1 protein-coding gene (running past one end of the window) is annotated in these 23518 nt (G+C 70.0%); it reads right to left on the reverse strand.

Going from position 1 to position 23518, the window contains the following annotated elements; genetic code table 11:
- Positions 1 to 23518 carry the 3' portion of a non-ribosomal peptide synthase/polyketide synthase gene (locus tag AB0L57_RS28890; RefSeq protein WP_364968701.1) on the reverse strand. 8042 nt of this gene lie beyond the right edge of the window, so the window shows 23518 of its 31560 coding nt (coding positions 8043-31560); its start codon lies beyond the right edge, outside the window; the stop codon is at positions 1 to 3.

Genomic DNA, 23518 nt, shown 5'->3' on the forward strand with positions numbered 1-23518 from the left:
TCATCGATGCCGGTGCGCGGCCTCGTTCAGGACCGCGCCGACGCGCCGGAGCGCCGCCGCGGAAGTCATGCGCCAATGTGTCGCCGGGACATCGTGCGAGCGGATCGCGCCGGTGACCGCGGCCGACCACGCCGAGGCGGCGTCAGCACTCGATACATCCTGTGCAGCAACGAAATACGTCAGGTCGCCGCGGAACTCGCGCGGCCGGTATGCGGTTGCCAGCTCCACCGAACGTGCGGCCGCGTCGACCACCGACTCGATCCGTTCTCGCCCCAGCGCCGCCAGCGGCTGCGGCAATCGGTCCGGCAGGGCGTCGAGATCGTCGAGATCCTCGCCTTCCTCCCCCAGCAGACCGCCCAATAGTTCCGCGATGTCGACGGTCTCGGAATCGTCGACCGCACCGAGCCGGCTGTCCATCATCGCCAGCAGCGCGACCCGTTCACCCTCGTCCTGCAATCGCACCGCGACGGCATGCGCCAGCACACCGCCCAGCGACCAGCCCAGCAGGTGGTAGGGCCCCGCCGGCTGTGCCGAGCGGATCGCCTCGACATAGCGTGCGGCCCACATCTCGACGGAGTCCGGCAACGCCTCACCACGCAGCGCGGGTGACTGCAGGCCGTAGAGCGGGCGGTCGATCGAGGCGGCCAATCCGGCGAAGGACCAGGCCACGCCGCCGACGGGATGGACACAGAACAGCGGTTCGCCGATTCCCTCGCGCCGCAACGTGATCAGCACATCGAGCGCGGCGTCGGGGTTCGCCGCCGGTCGGTCTCCGAGTTCGGCGCTCAGGGCGGCCGGCGTCGAGGCGCTGAACAGGGTCAGGACCGGCACCTGCCGCCCCAGCGCAGTGCTCAGCCGTGCGGCCAGGCCGGTGGCCAGCAGTGAGGTGCCACCGAGTTCGAAGAAGTTGTCGTCGAGACCGACCCGCGGCACTCCGAGTACCTGCGCGAACGTCTCACACACGAGTGTCTCCGATTCCGTACCCGGAGCGCGGAATTCGCGTATCCGCCGCGATGGCGCGGGGAGGGCACGGCGGTCGAGCTTGCCCGTCGCGCTCACCGGCAGCTCGTCGAGGACGAGCACCACGGCGGGCACCAGGTAGCCGGGCAGGCTGCGAGCGACACCCTCGCGCAGACGATCGGCGTCGATCGAGCGGCCGGGTTCGGCCACCACGTACGCCACCAGTTGCTGGTCCAGGCCGTCCGAACCATGGACCAGGACAACGGCGTTCGACACCTCGGGGTGCCCCGTCAGCACCGCCTCGATCTCGCCCGGCTCGATGCGCAGCCCGCGCAGCTTCACCTGGAAATCGGAGCGACCGCGGTATTCCAGTTCCCCGGCGGGGTTCCGGAGCGCCAGATCACCGGTCCGGTACATCCGCTCGCCGGAACCGGCGGGGTTCGCGACGAAGCGGTCGGCGGTCAGATCGGGACGGGCGAGATAGCCGCGCGCCAGCTGGACACCGGACAGGTACAGCTCGCCGACCACTCCCGGAGGAACCGGTCGCAGCCGCGAATCCAGCACGTGCACGGCCGTATTGAAGACGGGTCGCCCGATCGGGACCGCCGTCGCGTCCGCGTCGGTGACCTCGTGGCAGGTGACGTCGACGGCCGCTTCGGTGGGTCCGTACAGGTTGTGCAACGCGGCGCCGGTGCGAGCGCGCAGCCGGTGCGCCACCGCCGGCGGCAACGCCTCACCGGAGGCGAAGACCCGCCGCAGCGATACACAATCGGCGAGATCGGCCTCGGCCAGGAACACCGCGAGCATCGAGGGGACGAAATGCACGGTGGTGACGTTCTCGGCGGCGATCAGCCGGGCCAGATAGCCCGGATCGCGATGTCCCTGCGGTGCGGCCAGGACCAGCCGCGCGCCGACCTGCAAGGGCCAGAACAGCTCCCACACCGACACGTCGAATGTCACCGGCGTCTTCTGCAGCACCACGTCACCGGGAGTGAGCCGGTATTCCGCCTGCATCCACAGCAGCCGGTTGACGATGGACCGGTGGCTCACCGCCACCCCCTTCGGGCGGCCGGTCGAACCCGAGGTGAAGATCACGTACGCGATCGCCTCCGGCCGCAGCGGGGTTCGCCGGTCGGCATCGGTGACCGGGGTATCACCGTACGGCGCCAGGTCCAGCCGGTCGATCGCGATCACCTCACCCTCGATCGCCGAATCCGACAGCGCCAGAACGCATTCCGGCGCGGCGATGTCGAGGATGTGCCGAATGCGCTCTTCGGGCTGCTCCGGATCCACCGGCACATACGCGGCACCTGCCTTGATCACGGCATAGATCGCCACCAGCAGATCGAGCGACCGCGGAAGCGCCACCGCCACTCGATCTTCGGGACCGATACCGCGGGCGATGAGATAGCGTGCGAGCCGGTTGCCGAGCGCGTCGAACTCCGCGTACGTCGTCACACGCTGCGCGACAGCGATTCCGGCACCGTCTTCGGACAGCGCCACCGACTCCGGGTACGTGGCGGCGATGGTGGCGAACAGGGCGTTCACGGTGTGCGGGTGGTTACCCGTGTCCGCCGGGCCCACCAGATCACGAGTGGTGTCGTTGTAGCCGGCCAGGCGGCTGTGTTCCGCGGGGTCGAGCAGATCGATGTCGCCGGACAGCACACCGGCGTCGCCGCACACCGCGTCGACGACTCGCAGAAAACGCGCCACGAATCGATGCACCGTCGCCGCGTCGAACAGATCGGTGGCGTAGGTGACCGCGGCGGAGATGCCGGCCGGCGCACCGGTCTCGTCGTAGGTATCGGTGAGATACCAGTGCAGATCGAATTGCGAGGTGCGGGTGTCGACTTCGAGTTCCCGGACGATCACACCGGGCATCCGGGCCTCGGTGCAGTCCAGGTTCTGGAACGACAGTCCGACCTGGAACAGCGGATGCCGGTCCGTCGAGCGCACCGGATCCAGCAGTTCCACCAGCCGCTCGAAGGGAACATCGCTGTTGGCGAAGGCCGCCAGATCCGCCTCGCGCACCCGGTCGAGCAGTTCGGCGAACGAATCCTGCGGGGCGACCCGCGCGCGCAGCACGAGGGTGTTGACGAACATGCCGATCAGGTCGTCCAGTTCGGCGGTGCCCCGGCCCGCGATGGGGGCGCCGACCGCGACATCCTCGGTGCCGGCCAGCCGCGCCAGCAGGATCGACAGTGCGGTCCGCACCACCATGAACAGCGAGGCGTGCCGTTCCCGGGCGAGCCGGTGCAGGGCGGCGTGCCGCTCTGCGGAGATCTCGAAGGCGATCGCCCGCCCGCGCAGCGACGCCACGGCCGGTCGCGGCCGATCGGCAGGCAGTTCCAGCTGTTCGGGCAGTCCGGCCAGCGCGGTACGCCAGTGCGCGAGCTGCTCGGACACCAGTGCGGTGGGGTCGTCCTCGGAACCGAGCAGGTCCCGTTGCCACAGCGCGTAATCGGCGTATTGGATCGGCAGTGCCGCCCACTGCGGGACGTCGCCGGCGAGACGAGCGGCGTAGGCCACCAGCAGATCACGGGTCAGCGGTCCGGTGGAGGCGCCGTCGGCCGCGATGTGGTGGATCGACAGCGCCACGATGTGCGCGGTCGCGGGCGCATCGCTCACCCGCAGTAGCGCCGCGCGCACCGGGATGTCACCGGTCACGTCGAAGGGCCGCGACAGCAGCTCGGCCACCGCGGATTCCGCCTCGGCCGCCGGCACGTCGCGAACCTCGAATTCGGGTTCGGCCGTGGGCAGGATGTGCTGGCTCGGTCCGTGCGCGGACTCCGGGTAGACGGTGCGTAGCACCTCGTGCCGGTCGAGCACATCCCGCAGTGCCGAGCGCAGCGCGGCGGCGTCCACCGCACCGTCCAGGCGGACCGCGAAGGGCACGTTGTATGCCGGAGAATCGGGGTCCAGCCGATTCAGCACCCACATGCGCTGCTGTGCGGGCGACAGTGGAATCCGCTGCGGACGTGGGTATCCGGTGAGCTCCGGTCGGCCGGCGCCGATATGACCGGTGACCGCGGCGGCCAGCGCCCGGACGGTCGGCGCGTCGAAGACCACGCGCACCGGGATCCGGGCCGACAGCCGGCTGCCCAGCCGCGCGACCACCTGCGTCGCGATCAGCGAGTTGCCGCCCAGGTCGAAGAAGTCGTCATCGGCTCCGACCCGCGGAACCCCGAGGGCCTCGGCCAGTGCCGTGGCGACCAGGCGCTCCCGCGGTGTCGCCGGCTCCCGGTACGGGCGCAGCCGGAACTGAGGCTGCGGCAATGCCTTCCGATCGAGTTTGCCCACCGGTGTCAGTGGCACCTCGTCGAGTACGACGATGGCGGCGGGCACCATGTGCGACGGCAGGCTCCGCGCGGCATGAGCGGTCAGCTCCCGCGAATCGACCGGATGTCCCGGCACCGCGCGCACATACGACACCAGCGCGGTCGCACCGGCCGGGGTCTCGCAGCCCAGGGTGACCGCGAAGTCGATCGCGTCGTGGCCGGTGAGCACGGCATCGATCTCGCCGAGTTCGATGCGGAAACCCCGGATCTTGACCTGGAAATCGGTGCGGCCCAAATATTCCAGCTCCCATTGCCCCGTACCACCGACGATCCAGCGCACCAGATCGCCGGTGCGGTACATCCGGGTTCCGGGCGCGCCCCACGGTGCGGCCACGAAACGCTCGGCGCTCAGCGCGGCGCGGCCGTGATAACCGCGAGCCAGCGCCGCACCCACCACGTACAGCTCACCCGCCACACCCGGCGGTACCGGCTGCATCCGGGCGTCGAGCACGAGGGTCGTGGTGCCGGGCACCGGGGTTCCGATGGTGATCGGGACACCGGCGACCAGATCCGCGTAGGCCGAGGAGATGGTGGCCTCGGTCGGACCGTAGCTGTTGACGAAGCGACGGCCGGGCTGCCATTTCGCCAGCAGTTCCGGTGTGGTGGCATCGCCGCCCGCACCGACGACCTCGAGATCCGGCAGTCCGGCCGGGTCCACCGTCGCCAGCATGGCGGGGGTGATCATGGTGTGTGTGACGCGCTCGGCGCGCAGCAGATCGGCGAGTTCCTGCCCGCCCAGAATCGACGGCGGCGCGATGACCAGCGTGGCGCCGCTGCCGAAGGTGAGCAACCATTCCTCGAGGGATTGATCGAAGCTCGGTGAACAGACGTGCAGGAACCGGTGCCGAGGTTCGACCCGGCACAGCCGGGTGGCGTGTGCGGCCAGATTCGCGACCCGGCGGTGAGTCACCGTGACGCCCTTGGGAAGTCCGGTCGAGCCCGAGGTGTAGATGGTGTAGGCCGCGTTGTCCAGGCGCAGTGGCCGGATGCGCTCGGAATCGGTGATCGGATCGGCGTCGCGCTGCGCGCACACCTGCGCGGTGGCCGGATCGTCCAGTACCAGCCAGTCCGTACCGTCCGGCAGACGCGCGGCGAATTCCATTGTGGTGATGCCTGTCACGGCCTTGGAATCGGTCACCATGTGCCGGATTCGATCGGCCGGATAGCCGGGATCGACCGGTACATAGGCGCCACCGGCCTTGGCGACCGCCCACACCGCCGCGATCATCTCGTAGGACCGGGGCAGGGCGATGGCGACCGCGCGTTCCGGTCCGACACCGGAATCGATGAGGACCCGGGCCAATCGCGAAGACTGCCGATCCAATTCCGCATAGCTGATCGACCGATCACCCACACGGACCGCGACCCGATCGAGGCCGTGGCGCAGGCCGCGGGTCAGGATGTCGGGCAGCAGCGCCTCGTCGAGTACCGGTCCGCCGTCCATCCGGGTGAACTGGTCGTATTCCGCCGGCGACAGCAGCGGCAGCGTACCGACCGGCTGCCCGGGTGCGGCCACGATCGCCTCGAGCAGACCGGTGAACCGGTGCGCGAAGGACTCGATGGTCTCGTGATCGAACAGATCTCGTGCGTAGGACAGATCGGCGAGCAGACCGTCGGCGGTTTCCTGCACCGTCAGCGACAGGTCGAACTGCTCGGCGTCGAAATCGAAATCGACTGTCTCCATCCGTAATCCGGACAGCTCCACATCGCGCTGGGGCAGATTCTGGAAGGTGAGCATGACCTGGAACAGCGGGTGGCGGGCGGTGGACCGCTCCGGGTTCACCAGCTCCACCAGCCGCTCGAACGGCAGATCCGCGTGGCCGAACGCCGCCAGATCGGTATCGCGTGCGACAGCGAGCAGTTCGGTGAAGCTCAGCCGGGCGTCCACCCGGGTGCGCAGCACCAGGGTGTTGACGAACATGCCGACCACCTCGTCGAGTTCGGCCTCACCACGCCCGGCCACCGGGGTGCCCACGGCGATGTCGTCGGTACCCGACAGCCGCGCCACGAACAGCGCCCACGCGGCGTGCACCACCATGAACAGGGTGGCATTGCGCTCCCGGCCCACGGCGGTCAGATCGGCGCGCAGTCGCTGGGTGAGCGGGAAGACCACCCGGCCGCCGCGGGCGGACTGCACGGCCGGACGCGGGCGATCCGCGGGCAGGTTCACCTCGTCCGGCAGGCCCGCCAGCCGCTCGCGCCAGTACCGGGCCTGGGTCGAGATCAGGCTCTGCTCATCGTCTTCCGAGCCGAGCACCCGGCGCTGCCACAGGGCGTAGTCGGCGTACTGGACCGGAAGCGGGGACCACAGCGGTGCGGTGCCGGCGCTGCGCGCGGCGTAGGCGTTCATCACGTCGCGGGTCAGCGGACGCATCGACCAGCCGTCCGCGGCGATGTGATGGACGACGAACACGAGAATGTGCTCGGTCTCCGAAACGCGCAGCAGCGCCACGCGAATCGGTACCTCGGCACCGACATCGAACCCCTGGGCGGCGAGCTCGGCGATGCACCGCCCCACCTCGTCGGCGCCGACCGGCCGTGGGACCGAGTCGATCTCGATCCCGGAGACGGGCAGGATGCGCTGCACCACACCGGAGGCGGTCTGCGGGTACACCGTGCGCAGCACTTCGTGCCGTCCGAGGACATCGACGATCGCCGCGCCCAGCGCGTCCACCCGCAGATCACCGCGCAGCCGCACCGCGACCGGCACGTTGTACGCCGCGGATTCGGGTTCGAACTGGTTGAGGAACCACATGCGCTGCTGGGCGAGCGACAGCGGCAACACCTCGGGCCGCGGTCCCGCGGTCAGGGCGATCCGCGCACCGGTGTGGGTGTCCAGCCGCCGTGCGAGTCCGGCGACGGTCGACGCCTCGAACAGCAGCCGCACCGGAATCCGGGCATCGAGGGCGGCACCGAGACGGGCCGCGACCTGGGTCGCGAGCAGCGAATTGCCGCCGAGTGCGAAGAAATCGTCGTCGGCGCCGACCCGCTCCACACCGAGCACCTCGGCGTAGATCCGGGCGACGGTCGTTTCCTCGGCACCGGCGGGGGCACGGTAGGCGGTGGCCTCGAATTCGGGGCGCGGTAGTGCGGCCCGGTCCAGTTTGCCGTTCACGGTGAGCGGCAGGGCAGCCAGGACGACGAACGCCTCCGGCACCATGTAGGACGGAAGAGTGCGCGCCAGTGCCGTTTTCACGGCCGCGATGTCGAGATCACCGGCCGCGGGCACCAGATAGCCGACCAGCCGGTCCCCCGCTCGTACATCGGACAGCGCGAGCACCGCCACCTGAGCCAGTTCCGGCAGCGCCCGCAGTTCCGCCTCGATCTCACCGAGCTCGATACGGAAACCCCGCACCTTCACCTGGAAATCGGTCCGGCCCCGGTATTCCAGTTCACCGTCGGCCGTCCAGGACACCACGTCACCCGTGCGGTACATACGGGTTCCCGGTGCGAACGGATCGGCGACGAAGCGCTCGGCGGTCAGCTCCGGCCGCCCGTGGTAGCCCCGGGCCAGCTGCGCACCCGCCAGATACAGTTCGCCCGGAACACCCACGGGAACCGGCCGCATCCGCGAATCCAGCACGTATACCGCGCTGTTCGCCTCGGGGCGCCCGATGGGCACGGTCGTCGTATCGGCATCGCCGACGGCGTGGACGGTGATCGAGACCGCGGCCTCGGTCGGTCCGTAGAGGTTGTACAGCCGGGCGGAGCCACCGCGGCGTATCCGCTGTGCGGTGACCGCGGGCAGGGCCTCACCGATGGCCAGGACGCGGCGCAACGAGGCGGGCAGCCGGCCGTCGGCGGCGGTGAGCAGGGCATCGAGCATCGACGGCACCGCGTGCAGGGTGGTGACGCCCTCGCGCGCCATCAGCTCGCAGAGATACACCGGATCGCGGTGGCCGTCCGGTGCGGCGACCACCAGGCGTCCGCCGCAGATCGCCGCGGACCAGAATTCCCAGACCGACAGGTCGAAGGTGGCGGCGGTCTTCAACAGCACCGCGTCATCGCAATCCATCCCGAATTCAGCGGTCTTCCAGAGCAATTGGTTGCCGATGGCCGCATGCGTGACGGTCACGCCCTTGGGGCGGCCCGTAGATCCGGAGGTGAACACGACATAGGCCGGATGCTCCGGACGCAGCGGCGCACGCCGGTCCCGATCGTCGATCGGTGCGGCGGACAGCGCCGACACCTCCAGCGTGTCCAGGTCGATCGCGCCGGGCATCGTCACCGATCCGGCGGTGAGCACACACAGCGGATCGGCGCTGCGGAGGATGTAGTCGATGCGGTCGGCGGGCTGGTCCGGATCGACGGGGACATAGGCGCCACCGGCCAGGGCGACCGCGTACATGGCGGCAACGAGGTCCCGGGAGCGCCGCACTGCCAGTGCCACCCGGGTCTCCGGGCCGACGCCTCGCGAAATCAGGTATCGGGCAAGTCGATTCACCTGTTCGCCGAGTTCGGCATAGCTCACCGTACTGCCGTCGATCACCAGCGCCGGTGCCCCGCCCGACCGCCGCACCGTGGCATTCCAGAGCGCGGGCAGTGTGGTCGCGCCGAGGGTGGGATCGGCGGTGTCGTTCCAGGTTTCGAGCATCCGCAACCGCTCGTGCGGGGCGAGCAGGTCGATCGAGCCCACCGCGCGAGCCGGATCGGCGCATACCGCGTCCAAGACGCGCAGCAGCCTACCTGCGAAGCCGTCGACCGTGGCCGGGTCGAACAGCGCGGTCGCGTAGGTGATGGAGGCGGCCATCCCGAGCGGGGTGCCGTCGGCGGCGTAGCGGTCGGTGATCACGAGATGCAGGTCGAACTGCGAGACCGCGGTGTCGAAATCGGCTGCGCCGACCGTCAATCCGTCCAGTGCGAACGCCGCGGCGTCCTGATTGTGGAAGGAGAAACCGACCTGGAACAACGGATGCCGGGCGGTCGAACGCACCGGATTGAGCACCTCCACCAACCGCTCGAACGGAATGTCGGCGTGCGAGAAGGCCGCCAGATCCCCGTCGCGCACCACGGTCAGCAGATCCGCGAATCCGGCGTCCGGATCGACCTCGGTGCGCAGGACCAGGGTGTTGACGAACATGCCGACCAGATCGTCGAGAGCCTTGTCACCGCGGCCCGCGATCGGGGTGCCGATGGCGATGTCGGTACCGGCCGACAACCGCGCCAGCAGTGCGGCGAACGCGGCGTGCACGACCATGAACAGGGTCGCGCCCCGGGTCCGCGCGATCTCGGTGAGCCGGGTGTGGACCGCGGCGTCCACCGTGAAGTCCACGGCGGCACCGGCGGTGGACACCGTCGCCGGGCGCGGGCGGTCGGTGGGCAGCGCCAGCTGATCGGGCAGACCGGCCAGCGCCCGGGTCCAGTAGCCGAGTTGCCGGGCGGCCAGGGAGGCGGGATCGTCCTCGTCGCCGAGCAGGTCGCGCTGCCACAGGGCGAAATCGGCGTACTGCACCGGCAGCGGCGTCCAGGCGGGGACGCCACCGGCGCGGCGTGCGGCGTAGGCGGTCATCACGTCCCGGGCCAGCGGCACCAGCGAGGAACCGTCCGCCGCGATGTGATGCACCGCTACGACCAGGACGTGTTCCGGACCGTCCGCGTCGGTCACGGCGAACAGCCGGGACCGCAACGGCACCTCGGCCGTCACATCGAAACCGGTGGTCACGAATTCCGAGACCGCACCGACCACCTCGGCGGTGGCCAGTGGCACCGGATCCAGCTGTGGCACCGGCGCTTCCGCGATCGGGAGCACCACCTGGACCGGACCGCTGCCGGTCTCCGGGTACACCGTGCGCAGCACCTCGTGGCGGGCGACCACATCGGCCACGGCCGCCGACAGCGCTGCCACATCCAGATCGCCGCTCAGGCGCATGGCCAGTGGGATCGTATAGGCGGCGGACTGCTCGTCCATCCGGTTCAGCAACCACATGCGCTGCTGGGCGGGCGAGAGCGGGGCCGGGCCGTCCGTGCTGCGCGCGACCGGTGCCGGACGTGCGGGTGTGCCGTCCGAGTCGGCGACGGCGGCCGCCAGCGCGGCCACGGCCGGATGTTCGAACACCGTCCGCACCGGCACGGCCACCTCGAAGGCTGCACCCAGCCGCGCCGCCAATCGGGTCGCGGTGAGCGAGTTTCCGCCGAGTGCGAAGAAGTCGTCGTCGATGCCGATCGCACGGGTACCGGCGAGGCCGAGCACATCGGCCAGGATGTCCGCGACGGTGGCCTCGGCCGAGGTGCGCGGTGCGCGGAACTCGGCGAGGCGGAATACCGGTTCGGGCAGCGCCTTCCGGTCCAGTTTGCCGGTCGGGGTCAGCGGGATGCGATCGATCACCATGATCGCGGCAGGGACCATGTAGGCGGTCAGACTGCGGGCGGCGTGGTCGGTCAGATCGTCTACATCGACGGTCTGTCCTTGGGTGGCAACCACATACGAGACCAGTGCGGTCTCCCCGGCGCCATCGGTATGACCGACGGTGGCGGCGAACGCCACCGATTCGTGGGTGGTGAGAACAGCATCGATCTCACCCGGCTCGATGCGCAGACCGCGCAGCTTCACCTGATGGTCGGAGCGGCCCACGTATTCGAGGACGTAGTCGTCGTCGCGCACCACCCAGCGCACGAGATCGCCGGTGCGGTAGAGCCTTTCGCCGGATCCCTCCGAGTCGAAGGGATCGGCGACGAATCGTTGCGCCGTCAGGGCCGGCCGGGCGTGATAGCCCCGTGCCAGACCGGGACCGCGCAGGTACAGCTCCCCGGTGACGCCCAGCGGCACCGGATGCAGCCGGCCGTCGAGCACCACCGCCGACATACCGTCGATCGTGGTACCCATGTCGAGCGGGTCGCCCGGTCGTTTGACGGTACTGACGGTCGCGAAAACCGTCGTCTCGGTGGGGCCGTAGATGTTGTGGAACTCGCGACCGCCGGCCCAGCGATCCATCAGATCGGTCCCGTAGCCCTCCCCGCCGACGGTCAGGCATCGCAGTCCCGGCAACCGCGCCGGATCCAGCGTGCGCAGGACCGCCGGGGTGATGAAGGCATGCGATACGGCCCGCGCACCGATCAGTTCGGTCAGTTCCGCACCGCCGAACACACCGAGCGGCGCGATCACCGCGGTGGCCGCCCCGGCGAAGGCCATGAGCAGTTCCAGCATCGAGGCGTCGAAACTCGGCGAGGAAGCGTGCAGGACCCGCGCCGCGGTGTCGACCCGATGGTGCCGCCGATGCGCGGCCACGATGGCTGCCACACCGGTGTGGGAGACCACGACGCCCTTGGGCTTTCCGGTGGTTCCCGAGGTGTAGATCATCCACACCGGATGCTGCGGCCGGATCGGGCGGATCGGCTCGTCCGCCGTGATCGGCGCGGTGGCGGTGGTGCGCAGCCGCGCGGTGAGTTCCGGGTCGTCGAGGACCAGGCGCCGGACGGTGTCGGGCAGCGCCGGGGCGTCCTTCACCGTGGTGATACCCACGACCGCGCCGGAATCCGCGAGCATGTGCGCGATGCGCTCGGCCGGATAGCCGGGGTCGACCGGGACGAAGGCGGCGCCGGACTTCACCACCGCCCACCAGGCGACGATCCACTCGACGGAGCGGGTGATCGCGATCGCCACGAAATCCTCGGCGCCGACACCGGATTCGATCAGTACGCGAGCCAGCCGACTGGATTCGGCGTCCAGCTCGGCATAGGTCGTCCGGTCCCCTTCGAAGGACAGCGCGGTGCCGGCGGGGTTGCGCCGGACCGCGTCGGCGAGCAGTGCGCCGACCGTCCGGGACTCGCCCGGTGCCGTGCCGCGCTCGAGCAGCGCGGCCCGTTCGGCCGGGGAGAGCAGGTCGATATCGCCGATGCGGCGGCGAGGTTCGGCGACGGCGGCGCCGAGCACCCGGCCCAGGCGCCGCAGCAGCCCGGCGGCGGTCGCCGGATCGAAAAGATCGGTGGCGTAGGTCAGTTCGAGCGGCAGATGACCGTCGGCGTCGAGTTCGTCGGACACGGTGAACTGCAGATCGAATTTCGCGGCCGGGCGGGCGACATCGACCGATTCGAGGATCAGGCCGGGGACCGCGTGCGTCCGGCCACCGAGGTTCAGATAGCTCAGCGACACCGTGAACAGTGGATTCCGGTCGGCGGTGCGCGGCACGCCCAGGGCGTCGACGACACGGTCGAACGGCAGGTCCGCGTGCGCGAAGGCGGCCAGATCCACCTCCCGGACGTGGTCGAGCAGTTCGGCGAAACTGCGGTCACCGCGCGGATGGGCGCGCAGGGTCAGGGTGTTGACGAACATGCCCACCAGGTCGTCCAGGGCGCGGGCGCCACGTCCGGCGACCGGTGTGCCGATGGCGATGTCCTCGCCGTCGGCCGGGCCACCGGACAGCCGGCCGAGCAGAACCGCCAGCGCGGCATGCCACACCATGAACGGGGTCGCACCGTGCGCGGTGGCGACGCGTTGCACGGCGGCAGCCACGGCGCCGTCGATCCGGCCGCGCACCATCGCACCCTCGCGCGAGGCCACGGCCGGTCGCGGCCGATCGGCGGGAACGGCGAGGTCCGGCAGATTCGCCAGGGTCGCGGTCCAGAAATCCAGCTGTTCGGATTCGGTGGCCGCGAGCGACTGTCGTTGCCACAGTGCGTAATCCGCGTACTGCACCCTCAGTTCCGGCCAGGCCGGCGGTGTCTGGTTACGGCGGGCCAGATAGGCGGCGATCAGATCGCGCAGCAGCGGGTTCAGCGAATATCCGTCGGCGGCGATGTGGTGCACCACCACCACGAACACGTGACTGGTCTCGGATTCGCGCAGCAGCGCGGCCCGCACCGGCGGTGCGATCGTCACATCGAAGCCGGTGGCGGCGAAGGCGGCGACCGCGGCGGGACCGGCGCCGGTACGCGTCTCGAACTCGATCCCGGCCTGTTCCGGTGTCAGCACCAGCTGACGGGCCGACCCGTCGGCGCCGAGCGGGTAGTGGGTGCGCAGCACCTCGTGCCGGGCCACCACATCGGCGAACGCGTCGCGCATCGTGGCCGCGTCCAACTCCCCGAGGATGCGGACCGCCACCGCGATGTTGTCGGCGGCCGAGTCCGGATCCAGCCGGTTGAGGAACCACATCCCCTGCTGGACGGGTGCCAGCGGGATGGTGGCCGGCCGCGGCGCGGCGACCGGACCGAGCGATTCGGTTGCCGGACCGTCGATATCGGCGATGGCGCGGGCGAACTCCGCGACGGTCGGATGTTCGAACAGCGCCCGCACCGGAAGCCGGCGGCCGTACCGCTCTCCCAGCCTGGCCAGCACCCGGGTCGCCACCAGCGAGTTGCCGCCCAGGGCGAAGAAGTCGTCGTCGGCGCCGGCCCGCGCGATACCGAGGACCTCGGCGAAGGTGTCCGCGACCAGTCGTTCCCCCGGGGTGACCGGCGCACGGAACTCGCTGCCACCGAAGGCCGCCGCCACCTGCGGATCACCGGCATCGGGCAGCGCCGCGCGGTCCAGCTTGCCGGAGGCATTGAGCGGGAACTCGTCCAGCACGACCACGGCGGAGGGAACCATGTAGCCGGGCAGCTCCGTCGCGGCCGCCGCGCGCACTCGCTCCGCGGCTTCCGTCGCGGTGACGAATCCGATGAGATGTTCGCCGCCCGGCCCGCTCACCAGCCGCACGGCCGCGGCCGTCACTCCCGGCACCGCGGCCAGCGCCGCTTCGACATCACCGAGTTCGATGCGCTGGCCACGGAACTTCACCTGGAAATCGGTGCGGCCCAGATACACCAGTTCGGCCGTGGCGCCGTCGATTTCCCAGCGGACCAGGTCACCGGTGCGGTACATCCGCGACCCGTGGGCGTCGCCGGCCGCACCGGACGCGAACGGGTTGGCCACGAATCGATCCGCGGTGAGATCGGCCCGGCCGTGATATCCCCGTGCCAGCTGGGCGCCGGCCAGATACAGCTCACCCGCGACTCCCGGCGGCGTCGGCTGCAGGCGCGCATCGAGCACGTAGACGCGGCTGTTCCATTCGGGCAGGCCGATCGGCAGCGCCGCCCGGTCGGTCACGCCGGTGACATCGCGGTGCGTGATGGACACCGCGGCCTCGGTGGGCCCGTACAGGTTGTGCAGCCGGGCATCGCTGATCGCACCGAACGCGCGTACCGTCTCGGCCGGCAGCGCCTCACCGATCACGAACACCAGCCGCAGTGAACGCACCTGCGCGGGACGGGCCTGTGCGGCGAACACACTGAGCATCGAGGGTACGAAATCGGTGACGGTCACGCCGTTGTCGGCGATGATCTCGGCCAGCCGACCCGGATCGCGATGACCGTCCGGCCCGGCCAGCACCAGCGTCGCACCGATCCGCAGCGGCAGGAAGTAGCCCCACAGCGAGACGTCGAAGGTGGTGGCGGTCTTCTGCAGGTACACATCGGAGGCGGCCAGCTGGTATTCGGCCTGCATCCAGGTCGACTGGTTGACGATCGCCGCGTGGGAGACGCTGACGCCCTTGGGTTTTCCGGTGGAACCGGAGGTGAAGATCACGTAGGCGGGATGGGCCGCGTACATCGGGGCGCGGCGCTCGTTCACCGCGATCGGATCGTCGGCGTAGGAGTCCAGCTCGACCGTATCGGCCAGGATCGTCGGGCCGTCGAAGGCGACGGCCGCGCCGGTGGCGGTGACCAGGACCGCGGGCCGCGCGGTATCGATGATGTGGGAGATGCGCTGCGCCGGATGGTCCGGATCGATCGGTACGTACGCGCCACCGGCCTTGAGTATCGCGTACATCGCCACCACGAGCTCCGGTGAGCGCCGAATCGACAGGGCCACCAGCGATTCCGGCCCCACTCCCACGGCGATGAGATGGCGGGCGAGCCGATTGCTGCGACTGTCGAGCTGTCCGTAGCTGAGCTCGGTCGGCGCCGATCCGTCGTCCGGGATGAAGCGCACGGCGGGCAGCCGGGGTGCGACGGCGGCCTGTGCCTCGAATTCGTCGAGTAGTAGTTCCTCGCCGAATCCTCTGTGCGCGGAGGCATTCCATTCGGTGAGGACGCGTTCGCGCTCGCCGGGGGCGAACAGATCGATATCGCCGACCGTGCGGTCCGGGTCGGCGACGACCGCGCGCAGCACCGCCAGCAGCCGTCCGGCCAGGCCCGTCACCGTCGCCTCGTCGAAAAGGTCGGTGGCGTAGGTGAATCCGATTTCCCGCATGGTCACGGTGACCTGCAGGTCGAACGCGTTCACGGCGGTGTCCAGGCGCACCTCGCCGACGGTGAGCTCGGCCGGATCCACGGCCACCGCGTCCAGATTCTGGAAGAACAGCGCCACCTGGAACAGCGGATGGTGGGCCTGTGAGCGCGGCGGATCGAGGACCTCCACCAGCCGTTCGAACGGAATGTCGGCGTGGGCGAAGGCGGCGAGATCGCTGTCGCGGGTGCGCCGCAGCACCTCCGAGAAGCGCTGCGCGCCTGTGATTTCGGTGCGCAGCACCAAGGTGTTGACGAACATGCCGATGAGGTCGTCGAGGACGGCGGCCCCGCGTCCGGCGACCGGTGCGCCGACTGCGATGTCGGCGGTTCCCGACATCCGGGCGAGCAGCACCGCGAGCGCGGCGTGTATCACCATGAACGGTGTGCTGTCGTGGCGCCGGCCGAGTGCGTCGAGATCGGCGCGCAGTCGCTCGTCGAAGGTGACGGTGGTGGTGGCCGCGGTATGGCTCGCGACAACGGGCCTGGGCCGATCGCCCGGCAGATCCAGCCGCGCCGGCAGTCCGCGCAGGTGTTCGCGCCAGAAGCTCAGCTGGCGGGCCGCGGTGGACTCGGGATCGGATTCCGCGCCGAGTACCTCGCGCTGCCACAGTGCGTAATCGGCGTACTGGACGGGCAGATCGCGCCACCGTGGTGCCGTATCCGTACCACGGGCCGCGTAGGCGGTGGCGATATCGCGGGCCAGCGGGCCCATCGAGAAGCCGTCGGCGGCGATGTGGTGGACGACCAGCACCAGGATGTGCTCGTCGGCATCGGTCGCCAGCAGCCCCACCCGCAGCGGCACCGCGACGGTCACATCGAAGGGTTCGGCCACGAATTCGCCGATGACCGTATCGATGTCGTCACCGTGCAGACGCGACAGCACCGGCGCGTGATCGGCGGGCAGGATCTGCTGGTAGCCGACCCCGCCGATATCCGGGTAGCGGGTGCGCAGGGATTCGTGGCGGGCCACCAGATCGGCGAGCGCGGCCTCGAGCGCGGCGATGTCGAGCGTGCCGCGCAGGCGCAGGGCCACCGGAATGTTGTGCACACTCTGGCCGGGATCGAACCGGTTCAGGAACCACATCCGCTGCTGGGCGGGCGAGAGCGGGATCAGATCGGGACGGGGCCGCGCGACCAGCGGTACGGCGGCACCGCGGCCGGCGAATTCCGCGGCCCGTTCGGCCAGTCCCGCCACCGTCGGGGCATCGAAGATCAGGCGAACCGGCAGATCGGCATCGAGGTCGGCGCCGACCCGGGCCGCGACCCGGGTGGCGGTGAGCGAGTTGCCGCCGAGTGCGAAGAAGTCGTCGTCGAGTCCTGCCCGGTCGAGGCCGAGGAGTTCGGCGTACACCGCCGCGACCGATCGTTCGGCGCGGGTGACGGGGGCACGATAGGTACGGACCCGCGATTGCGGTTCCGGTAGTGCGCGTCGATCGAGCTTTCCAGAGGTGTTGAGCGGCAACGCGTCCAGCGTGACGACGACGGCCGGCACCATGTACTCCGGCAGGCCGCGGGCACAGGCCGTCCGCAGCCGCTCGGCGTCGAGGTCGTGCCCCGAGGCCGCCACGACGTAGGCGACGATCCGATCGCCGGTGCCGTGGTCATCGCGCACCACGGCCACCGCCGCCGCCACACCGTCGGATTCGCGCAGGACGTTCTCGATCTCGCCGAGTTCGATGCGCAGGCCGCGGACCTTCACCTGGAAGTCGCCGCGACCGAGGTATTCCAGTTCGCCCGAGGCCCGCCAGCGCACCAGGTCGCCGGTGCGGTACATCCGGGCGCCGGTGTGGAAGGGGTCGGCCACGAACCGGTCGGCGGTCAGATCCGGCCGTGCGAGATAGCCGATCGCCAATTGTGTTCCGGCCAGGTACAACTCGCCGGTGACACCGACCGGCACCGGGCGCAGGGACGAGTCGAGGACATGGACCCGAGTGTTGAACACCGGGCGCCCGATCGGCACCGTCACGGTATCGGCGGTGGTCACCTCGTGGTAGGTCACATCGACCGCGGCCTCGGTGGGACCGTACAGGTTGTGCAGCGCAGCGCCACCGAGCTCCCGCCAGCGTGCCGCGGTACGCACATCGAGAGCCTCACCGGAGGCGAATACGCGGCGCAGGGTCGCCGGAATCGGGGCGGACGCGTCGGCCAGTGCGGCGACGAACGCGGTGAGCATCGACGGTACGAAATGCGCCGTCGTGACCCGCTCCGACTCGATCAACCCCGCCAGATACCCCGGATCACGATGCCCCTCCGACCGCGCGACGACCAGCCGCGCACCCACCTGCAACGCCCAGAACAACTCCCACACCGACACATCGAAAGTCACCGGAGTCTTGTGCAACACAACATCATCCGCATCCAGCCCATACTGCGACTGCATCCACACCAAACGATTCACAATCGCCTCATGGCTGACCGCCACGCCCTTCGGGCGACCCGTCGAACCCGACGTGAAAATCACATACGCCGCATGCCCGGCACGCAACGGACGAACACGATCGGCATCGGTCAACGGCCCCTCGGCCAATCCCGACACATCCACCCGATCCAGATCCACCACCGGCGCATCGATCTGATCCATCGGCGAATCCGCGGCGACCAGAACACGATCCGGCCGTGCGGTGTGCAGGATGTGGCGCACCCGCTCGGCCGGATGATCCGGATCCAGCGGCACGTACCCCGCGCCCGCGGCGAGGATCGCGTGGATGCCCACCACCAGGTCCAGGGACCGGCGCATGTGCACGCCCACCAGAGAGCCGGGGCCGACACCCTGCCGGACCAGATACCGGGCCAGGCGGTTCACCCGGGCGGCGAACCGGGCATACGTCAGCGTCGTCCCGCCGAAGGTGAGCGCGGGAGCGCCCGGGGTCCGCGCGGCCTGCACATCGAAGAGCACGGGCAGTGTCGCGGTGTGATCGACAGCGGCTCCGGTCGAGTTCCACAGCTCGAGGACCCGCAGGCGCTCGGAGATCTCCAGCAGGTCGATGTCACCGATGCGGATCTCGGGATCGGCGGTCACCGTCGTCAGTAATCGCACCAGCCGTTCACCGAAAACCACCACGGTCTGCCGGTCGAAGAGATCGGTGGCATAACGCATCACCGCGTGATACTCGCGACCGTCCGGACCGTCGGTCTCCGCCAGCGACAGCGCCAGGTCGAACTGGGCCACCGGATTGTCCAGCGGCTCATCGGCGACCTCCAGGCCCGGCAGCAGCAGCTCTGTCGCCGACCGCTGCTCGAACGACAGCAGAACCTGCACGATCGGCGCATGGGCCGCAGAGCGCCGCGGATCGAGTTCCTCCACCAGGCGATCGAACGGCAGCTCCGCGTGCGCGAAGGCCCGCACGTCACCGGCGCGGACCTCGGCGAGGAGGTCATCGAACCGCCGGCGCCCGTCGATCCGGGTGCGCAACGGCAGGGTGTTGACGAACATGCCGACCAGATCGTCGAGTGCCGCATCGGTGCGGCCGGCGATCGGCGTGCCGATGGCGAGATCGTCGGCACCCGACAGCTTGGCCAGCAGGGTGGCGTAGGCGGCGTGCAGCACCATGAACGCCGACACTCCCGCACGGCGGGCCAGCGATTCCACGGCCGCGGTCAACGCGGCGGGAACACGGAAGTCGACGGCGGCGCCGGCGCCCGAGGCGGCCGGTGGGCGCGGCCGGTCACCGGGCAGATCGAGGACCGCGGGCAGATCGGCCAGTTCGTCGCGCCAGAACTCGATCTGGCGCGCATACCGCGACTGTGGATCGTCGGCCCGGCCGAGGACCGCGTGCTGCCACAGCGTGAAGTCGGCGTATTGCACCGGCAGCGGGGCCCAGTCCGGTGCCGCTCCGGCGCAGCGCGCCGCGTAGGCGGTCATCAGATCACGTGCCAGCAGTCCGATGGACAGGCCGTCGCCCGCGATGTGATGCACCACCACGAGCAGGAGATTCTCCTGCGGTGCCACCCGGAACACGGTGACGCGCAACGGAATATCGTGGCGCAGGTCGAATCCCGGTGCGGCAGCGGCGGCCAGTGCGTGTTCCGCGTCGTTCGCGTCGGCGGTGCGCAGCGACAGCACCGTCGAGGCGCACTCCGTCGCGGCCCGGATCGATTGCCGCGGCCCCTCGGCGTCCTCGGGGAAGACGGTGCGCAGGGATTCGTGCCGGGTGAGCAGATCGGCGACCGCTTCCGACAGTGCGATCTCGTCCAGCGCACCGCGCAGCCGCAGGGCGAGTGGGATGTTGTACATCGCCGACCCGGGTTCGATGCGGTTGAGCAGCCAGATCCGAGTCTGCGCCGGCGACAATGGAATTCGCTCCGGTCGCGGCGCCGCGACGAGTGGCAGCGCGGCGGTGCCGGCGGCATCGGCGGCGCGGGCCAGCAGGGCCGGAGTGGGAGCACCGAAGATCTCGGCGACATCGAGAGCGCGGCCCAGCGCGGCATTGACCCGCGTCACCACCCGCATGGCGAGCAGCGAATTGCCGCCCACGGCGAAGAAGTCCTCGTCCGCACCCATCCGGTCCCGGCCCAGCAGTCCGGCCATGACCGTGGCCACCACGGATTCGGCGCCCTCGGCGGGGGCCCGATAGGCGTGGGTCTCCCCCGCCGCGAGGGCCGGCAAGGCCGTGCGGTCGAGCTTTCCGGACGCGTTCACGGGCAGTTCGGCCAGCACCGTGAGCGCCGGGGGGACCATGTAGGCGGGCAGCGCCCGGCCCGCGGCCCCCAGCACGGCCGCGGTGTCGACGGTGACGCCCGCGGCGGGGACCACATAGGCGTGCAGACGGGCATTCTCGCCGGACCCGGCCACCACCACGGCCGCCTGGGTCAGCTGATCGTGTGCGGTGAGCGCCGCCTCGATCTCACCCAGCTCGATCCGCAGGCCGCGCAACTTCACCTGGAAATCGTTGCGGCCCAGATATTCCAGCTCACCGGTGCGATTCCAGCGCACCAGGTCACCGGTCCGGTACATCCGGGCATCGGGATGGAAGGGATCGGCCACGAACCGGTCGGCGGTCAGATCCGGGCGCCCGACATATCCGCGGGCGAGCTGCGCACCGGCCAGATACAGCTCACCGGTGACACCCAGGGGAACCGGGCGCAACGACGAATCCAGCACGTAGACGCGGGTATTGAACACGGGACGGCCGATCGGGACCGTCACGGTGTCGGCGGGGGTCACCTCATGGAATGTCACATCGACCGCGGCCTCGGTCGGGCCGTACAGATTGTGGACCGCCGCACCGCCGAGCGCACGCCACCGGGCGGCGCTCGCAGCGCCCAGCGCCTCACCGGAGGTGAACACCCGCCGCAGCGAATCCGGTGCCGCGGTGAGGGCGCCGAGGAAGACCGCGAACATCGAGGGGACGAAATGCGCGGTCGTCACCGCCTCCTCGTCCATCAACCGCGCCAGATAACCGGGATCGCGATGACCACCAGGCCGCGCCACCACCAACCGCGCACCCACCTGCAACGCCCAGAACAACTCCCACACCGACACATCGAAAGTCACCGGAGTCTTGTGCAACACAACATCATCCACACCCAGCCCATACTGCGACTGCATCCAGACCAAACGATTCACGATCGCCTCATGGCTGACCGCCACGCCCTTCGGACGACCCGTCGAACCCGACGTGAAAATCACATACGCCGCGTGCCCGGCACGCAACGGACGAACACGATCGGCATCCGTCAACGGCCCCTCGGCCAACCCCGACACATCCACCCGATCCAGATCCACCACCGGCACTCCTGCCGGGAGGTCCGCCACCCGGGGATCCGAGGCGGTCAGCACGCACAGCGGCCGCGCCGTATCGATCACGGCACGCACTCGCTCGGCGGGATGCTCGGGGTCGAGCGGTACATACGCCGCGCCCGCCGCGACGATCGCATGGATCGCCACCACCAGGTCCAGCGATCGCGGAATCAGCACGGCCACAGCGGTATCCGGCCCGGCGCCGCGGCCGACGAGATAGCGTGCCAGCCGCTGCACGCGCCGGTCGAACTCCCGATAGGACAGACTGCTCCCGTCGAAAGTCACCGCCGGAGCGGACGGGAGGTCGGGCCGGGCGGCGAGCAGTTCGGGCAGCGTGCGGGGTTCGATCGGATGATCGGTGGCATTCGGTTCGGCGAGTAGTCGATCACGCTCGGCGGCCGCCATCACCTCGATATCGGCGATCCGGACGTCGCCGTCGGTGCTCAGCGCGGCCAGAACCCGTTCGAAGCCGTCCACCAGGGATTCGATCGTCGCGGCGTCGAACAGATCCGCGGCATAGTGCACATGGAGCTCGATACCGTCGAGAGTGCCGTCGCCCGTGCGGCATTCAGTCGCCGTCCAGTGCTGATCGACCTGGATCGGCGCCGCGCCGGGCTCCACGGCCGCGATCCGCAGACCGTCCAGCCGCAGATCCGCTCGCGTCTGATTCTGCAGGGTCAGCGATACCTGGTAGAGCGGCGCGTGTGCCTGGGAGCGAACCGGATTCACGGCCTCCACGAGCTGTTCGAACGGCACGGCCGCATGATCGAAGGCCGCCAGGTCGACGGTGCGGACCCGTGCCAGATGATCGGCGAGCCGGTCGTCGCCGGATACCGGGGTCCGCAGCACCAGGGTGTTGACGAACATGCCGACCAGGCCGTCCAGGGACTGCGCCCCGCGTCCGGCCACGGGCGCGCCGATGACGATGTCGTCACCGCCGCCGAAGCGGGCCAGCAGCACCGACAACGCGGCATGCAGCACCATGAACGGCGTCATCCGGTGGGCGGCCGCCAGATCGTGAATCCGCTGATGCAGTGCGGGACTCAGTCGCGCTGTGTGGCCGTCGCCGCGCTGGGAGGCCACCGCCGGGCGCGGCCGGTCGGTGGGTAGCGCCGACAGCTCCGGCGCATCTGCCAGCCGCGCCCGCCAGAACTCCAGTTGCCGTGCCGATTCCGACTCCGGATCGGTGCTCGACCCGAGGACACGCCGCTGCCACAGCGCGTAGTCGGCGTACTGGATCGGCAGTGGTGCGAGTTCGGGTGCCGATCCCGCACTGCGGGCCCGATAGGCGGCGGCCAGATCACCGGTGAGTGGTGCGAAGGACCAGCCGTCCGCGGCGATGTGGTGGACGACGAACAGCAGGATGTGCGTCTGGGCATCCCGATCGGCATCGGGCGCGCGACGCACCCGCAGCAGCCGGATTCGTAACGGCACCGTGGTCGTGACGTCGAAGCGCTCGTGCGCCGACTGCTCGGCGACAGCGCCGATGTCGGCGAGATCGACATCGGCCACCTCGAGCGCCGGCACGCTGGATGCGACGACGACCTGTCGTGCGACACCGTCTGTTTCGGGATAGTAGGTGCGCAGCGTTTCGTGCCGGTCGATCACATCGCCGATCGCGGCGCGCAGCGCGGACACGTTCAGATTGCCGGTCAGCCGCAGCGCGAAAGCGATGTTGTAACTGCCACCGCGGGTGTCGAGGCGGTTCAGCATCCACATGCGCTGCTGGGCGATCGACAGCGGCACGACCTCCGGGCGCGGTGCGACGGCGGACGGACCGGTGTCGCCGGAACCCGCGTCCGACAACGTGATCCGCGCCGCCAGTGCGCGCACGGTGGGCGCGTCGAAGACCGCGCGCACCGGAACATGCTCCGCTGCGACCTGATTCAGGCGCGCGGCGAGCTGGGTCGCGATCAGGGAATTGCCGCCCAGCGCGAAGAAGTCGTCATCGGCGCCCACCTGCCCGGCGCCGAGCAGCGTCGCGAAGATGTTCGCGACCAGGGCCTCGGCCGGTCCGACCGGTGCGCGGTAGCGCACGGATGCCAGCACCGGTTCCGGCAACGCCGTGCGGTCCAGCTTGCCGACCGGAGTCAGCGGAATCTTGTCCAGGACGACGAGCGCGGCCGGAACCATGTGCGAGGGCAACCGGCGGGCCGCGAATTCGGTGAGGCCGGTCGTATCGACCGTGCGGCCCGGCTTCGGCAGCACATAGGACACCAGCATGGTGCCGCGAGTGTCGTGGTCGCGTCCCATCGTGGTGGCGAAGTCGACATCGGGG

Origin of the sequence: Nocardia sp. NPDC052254, assembly GCF_040679495.1 — a bacterium.
Lineage (GTDB): Bacteria > Actinomycetota > Actinomycetes > Mycobacteriales > Mycobacteriaceae > Nocardia.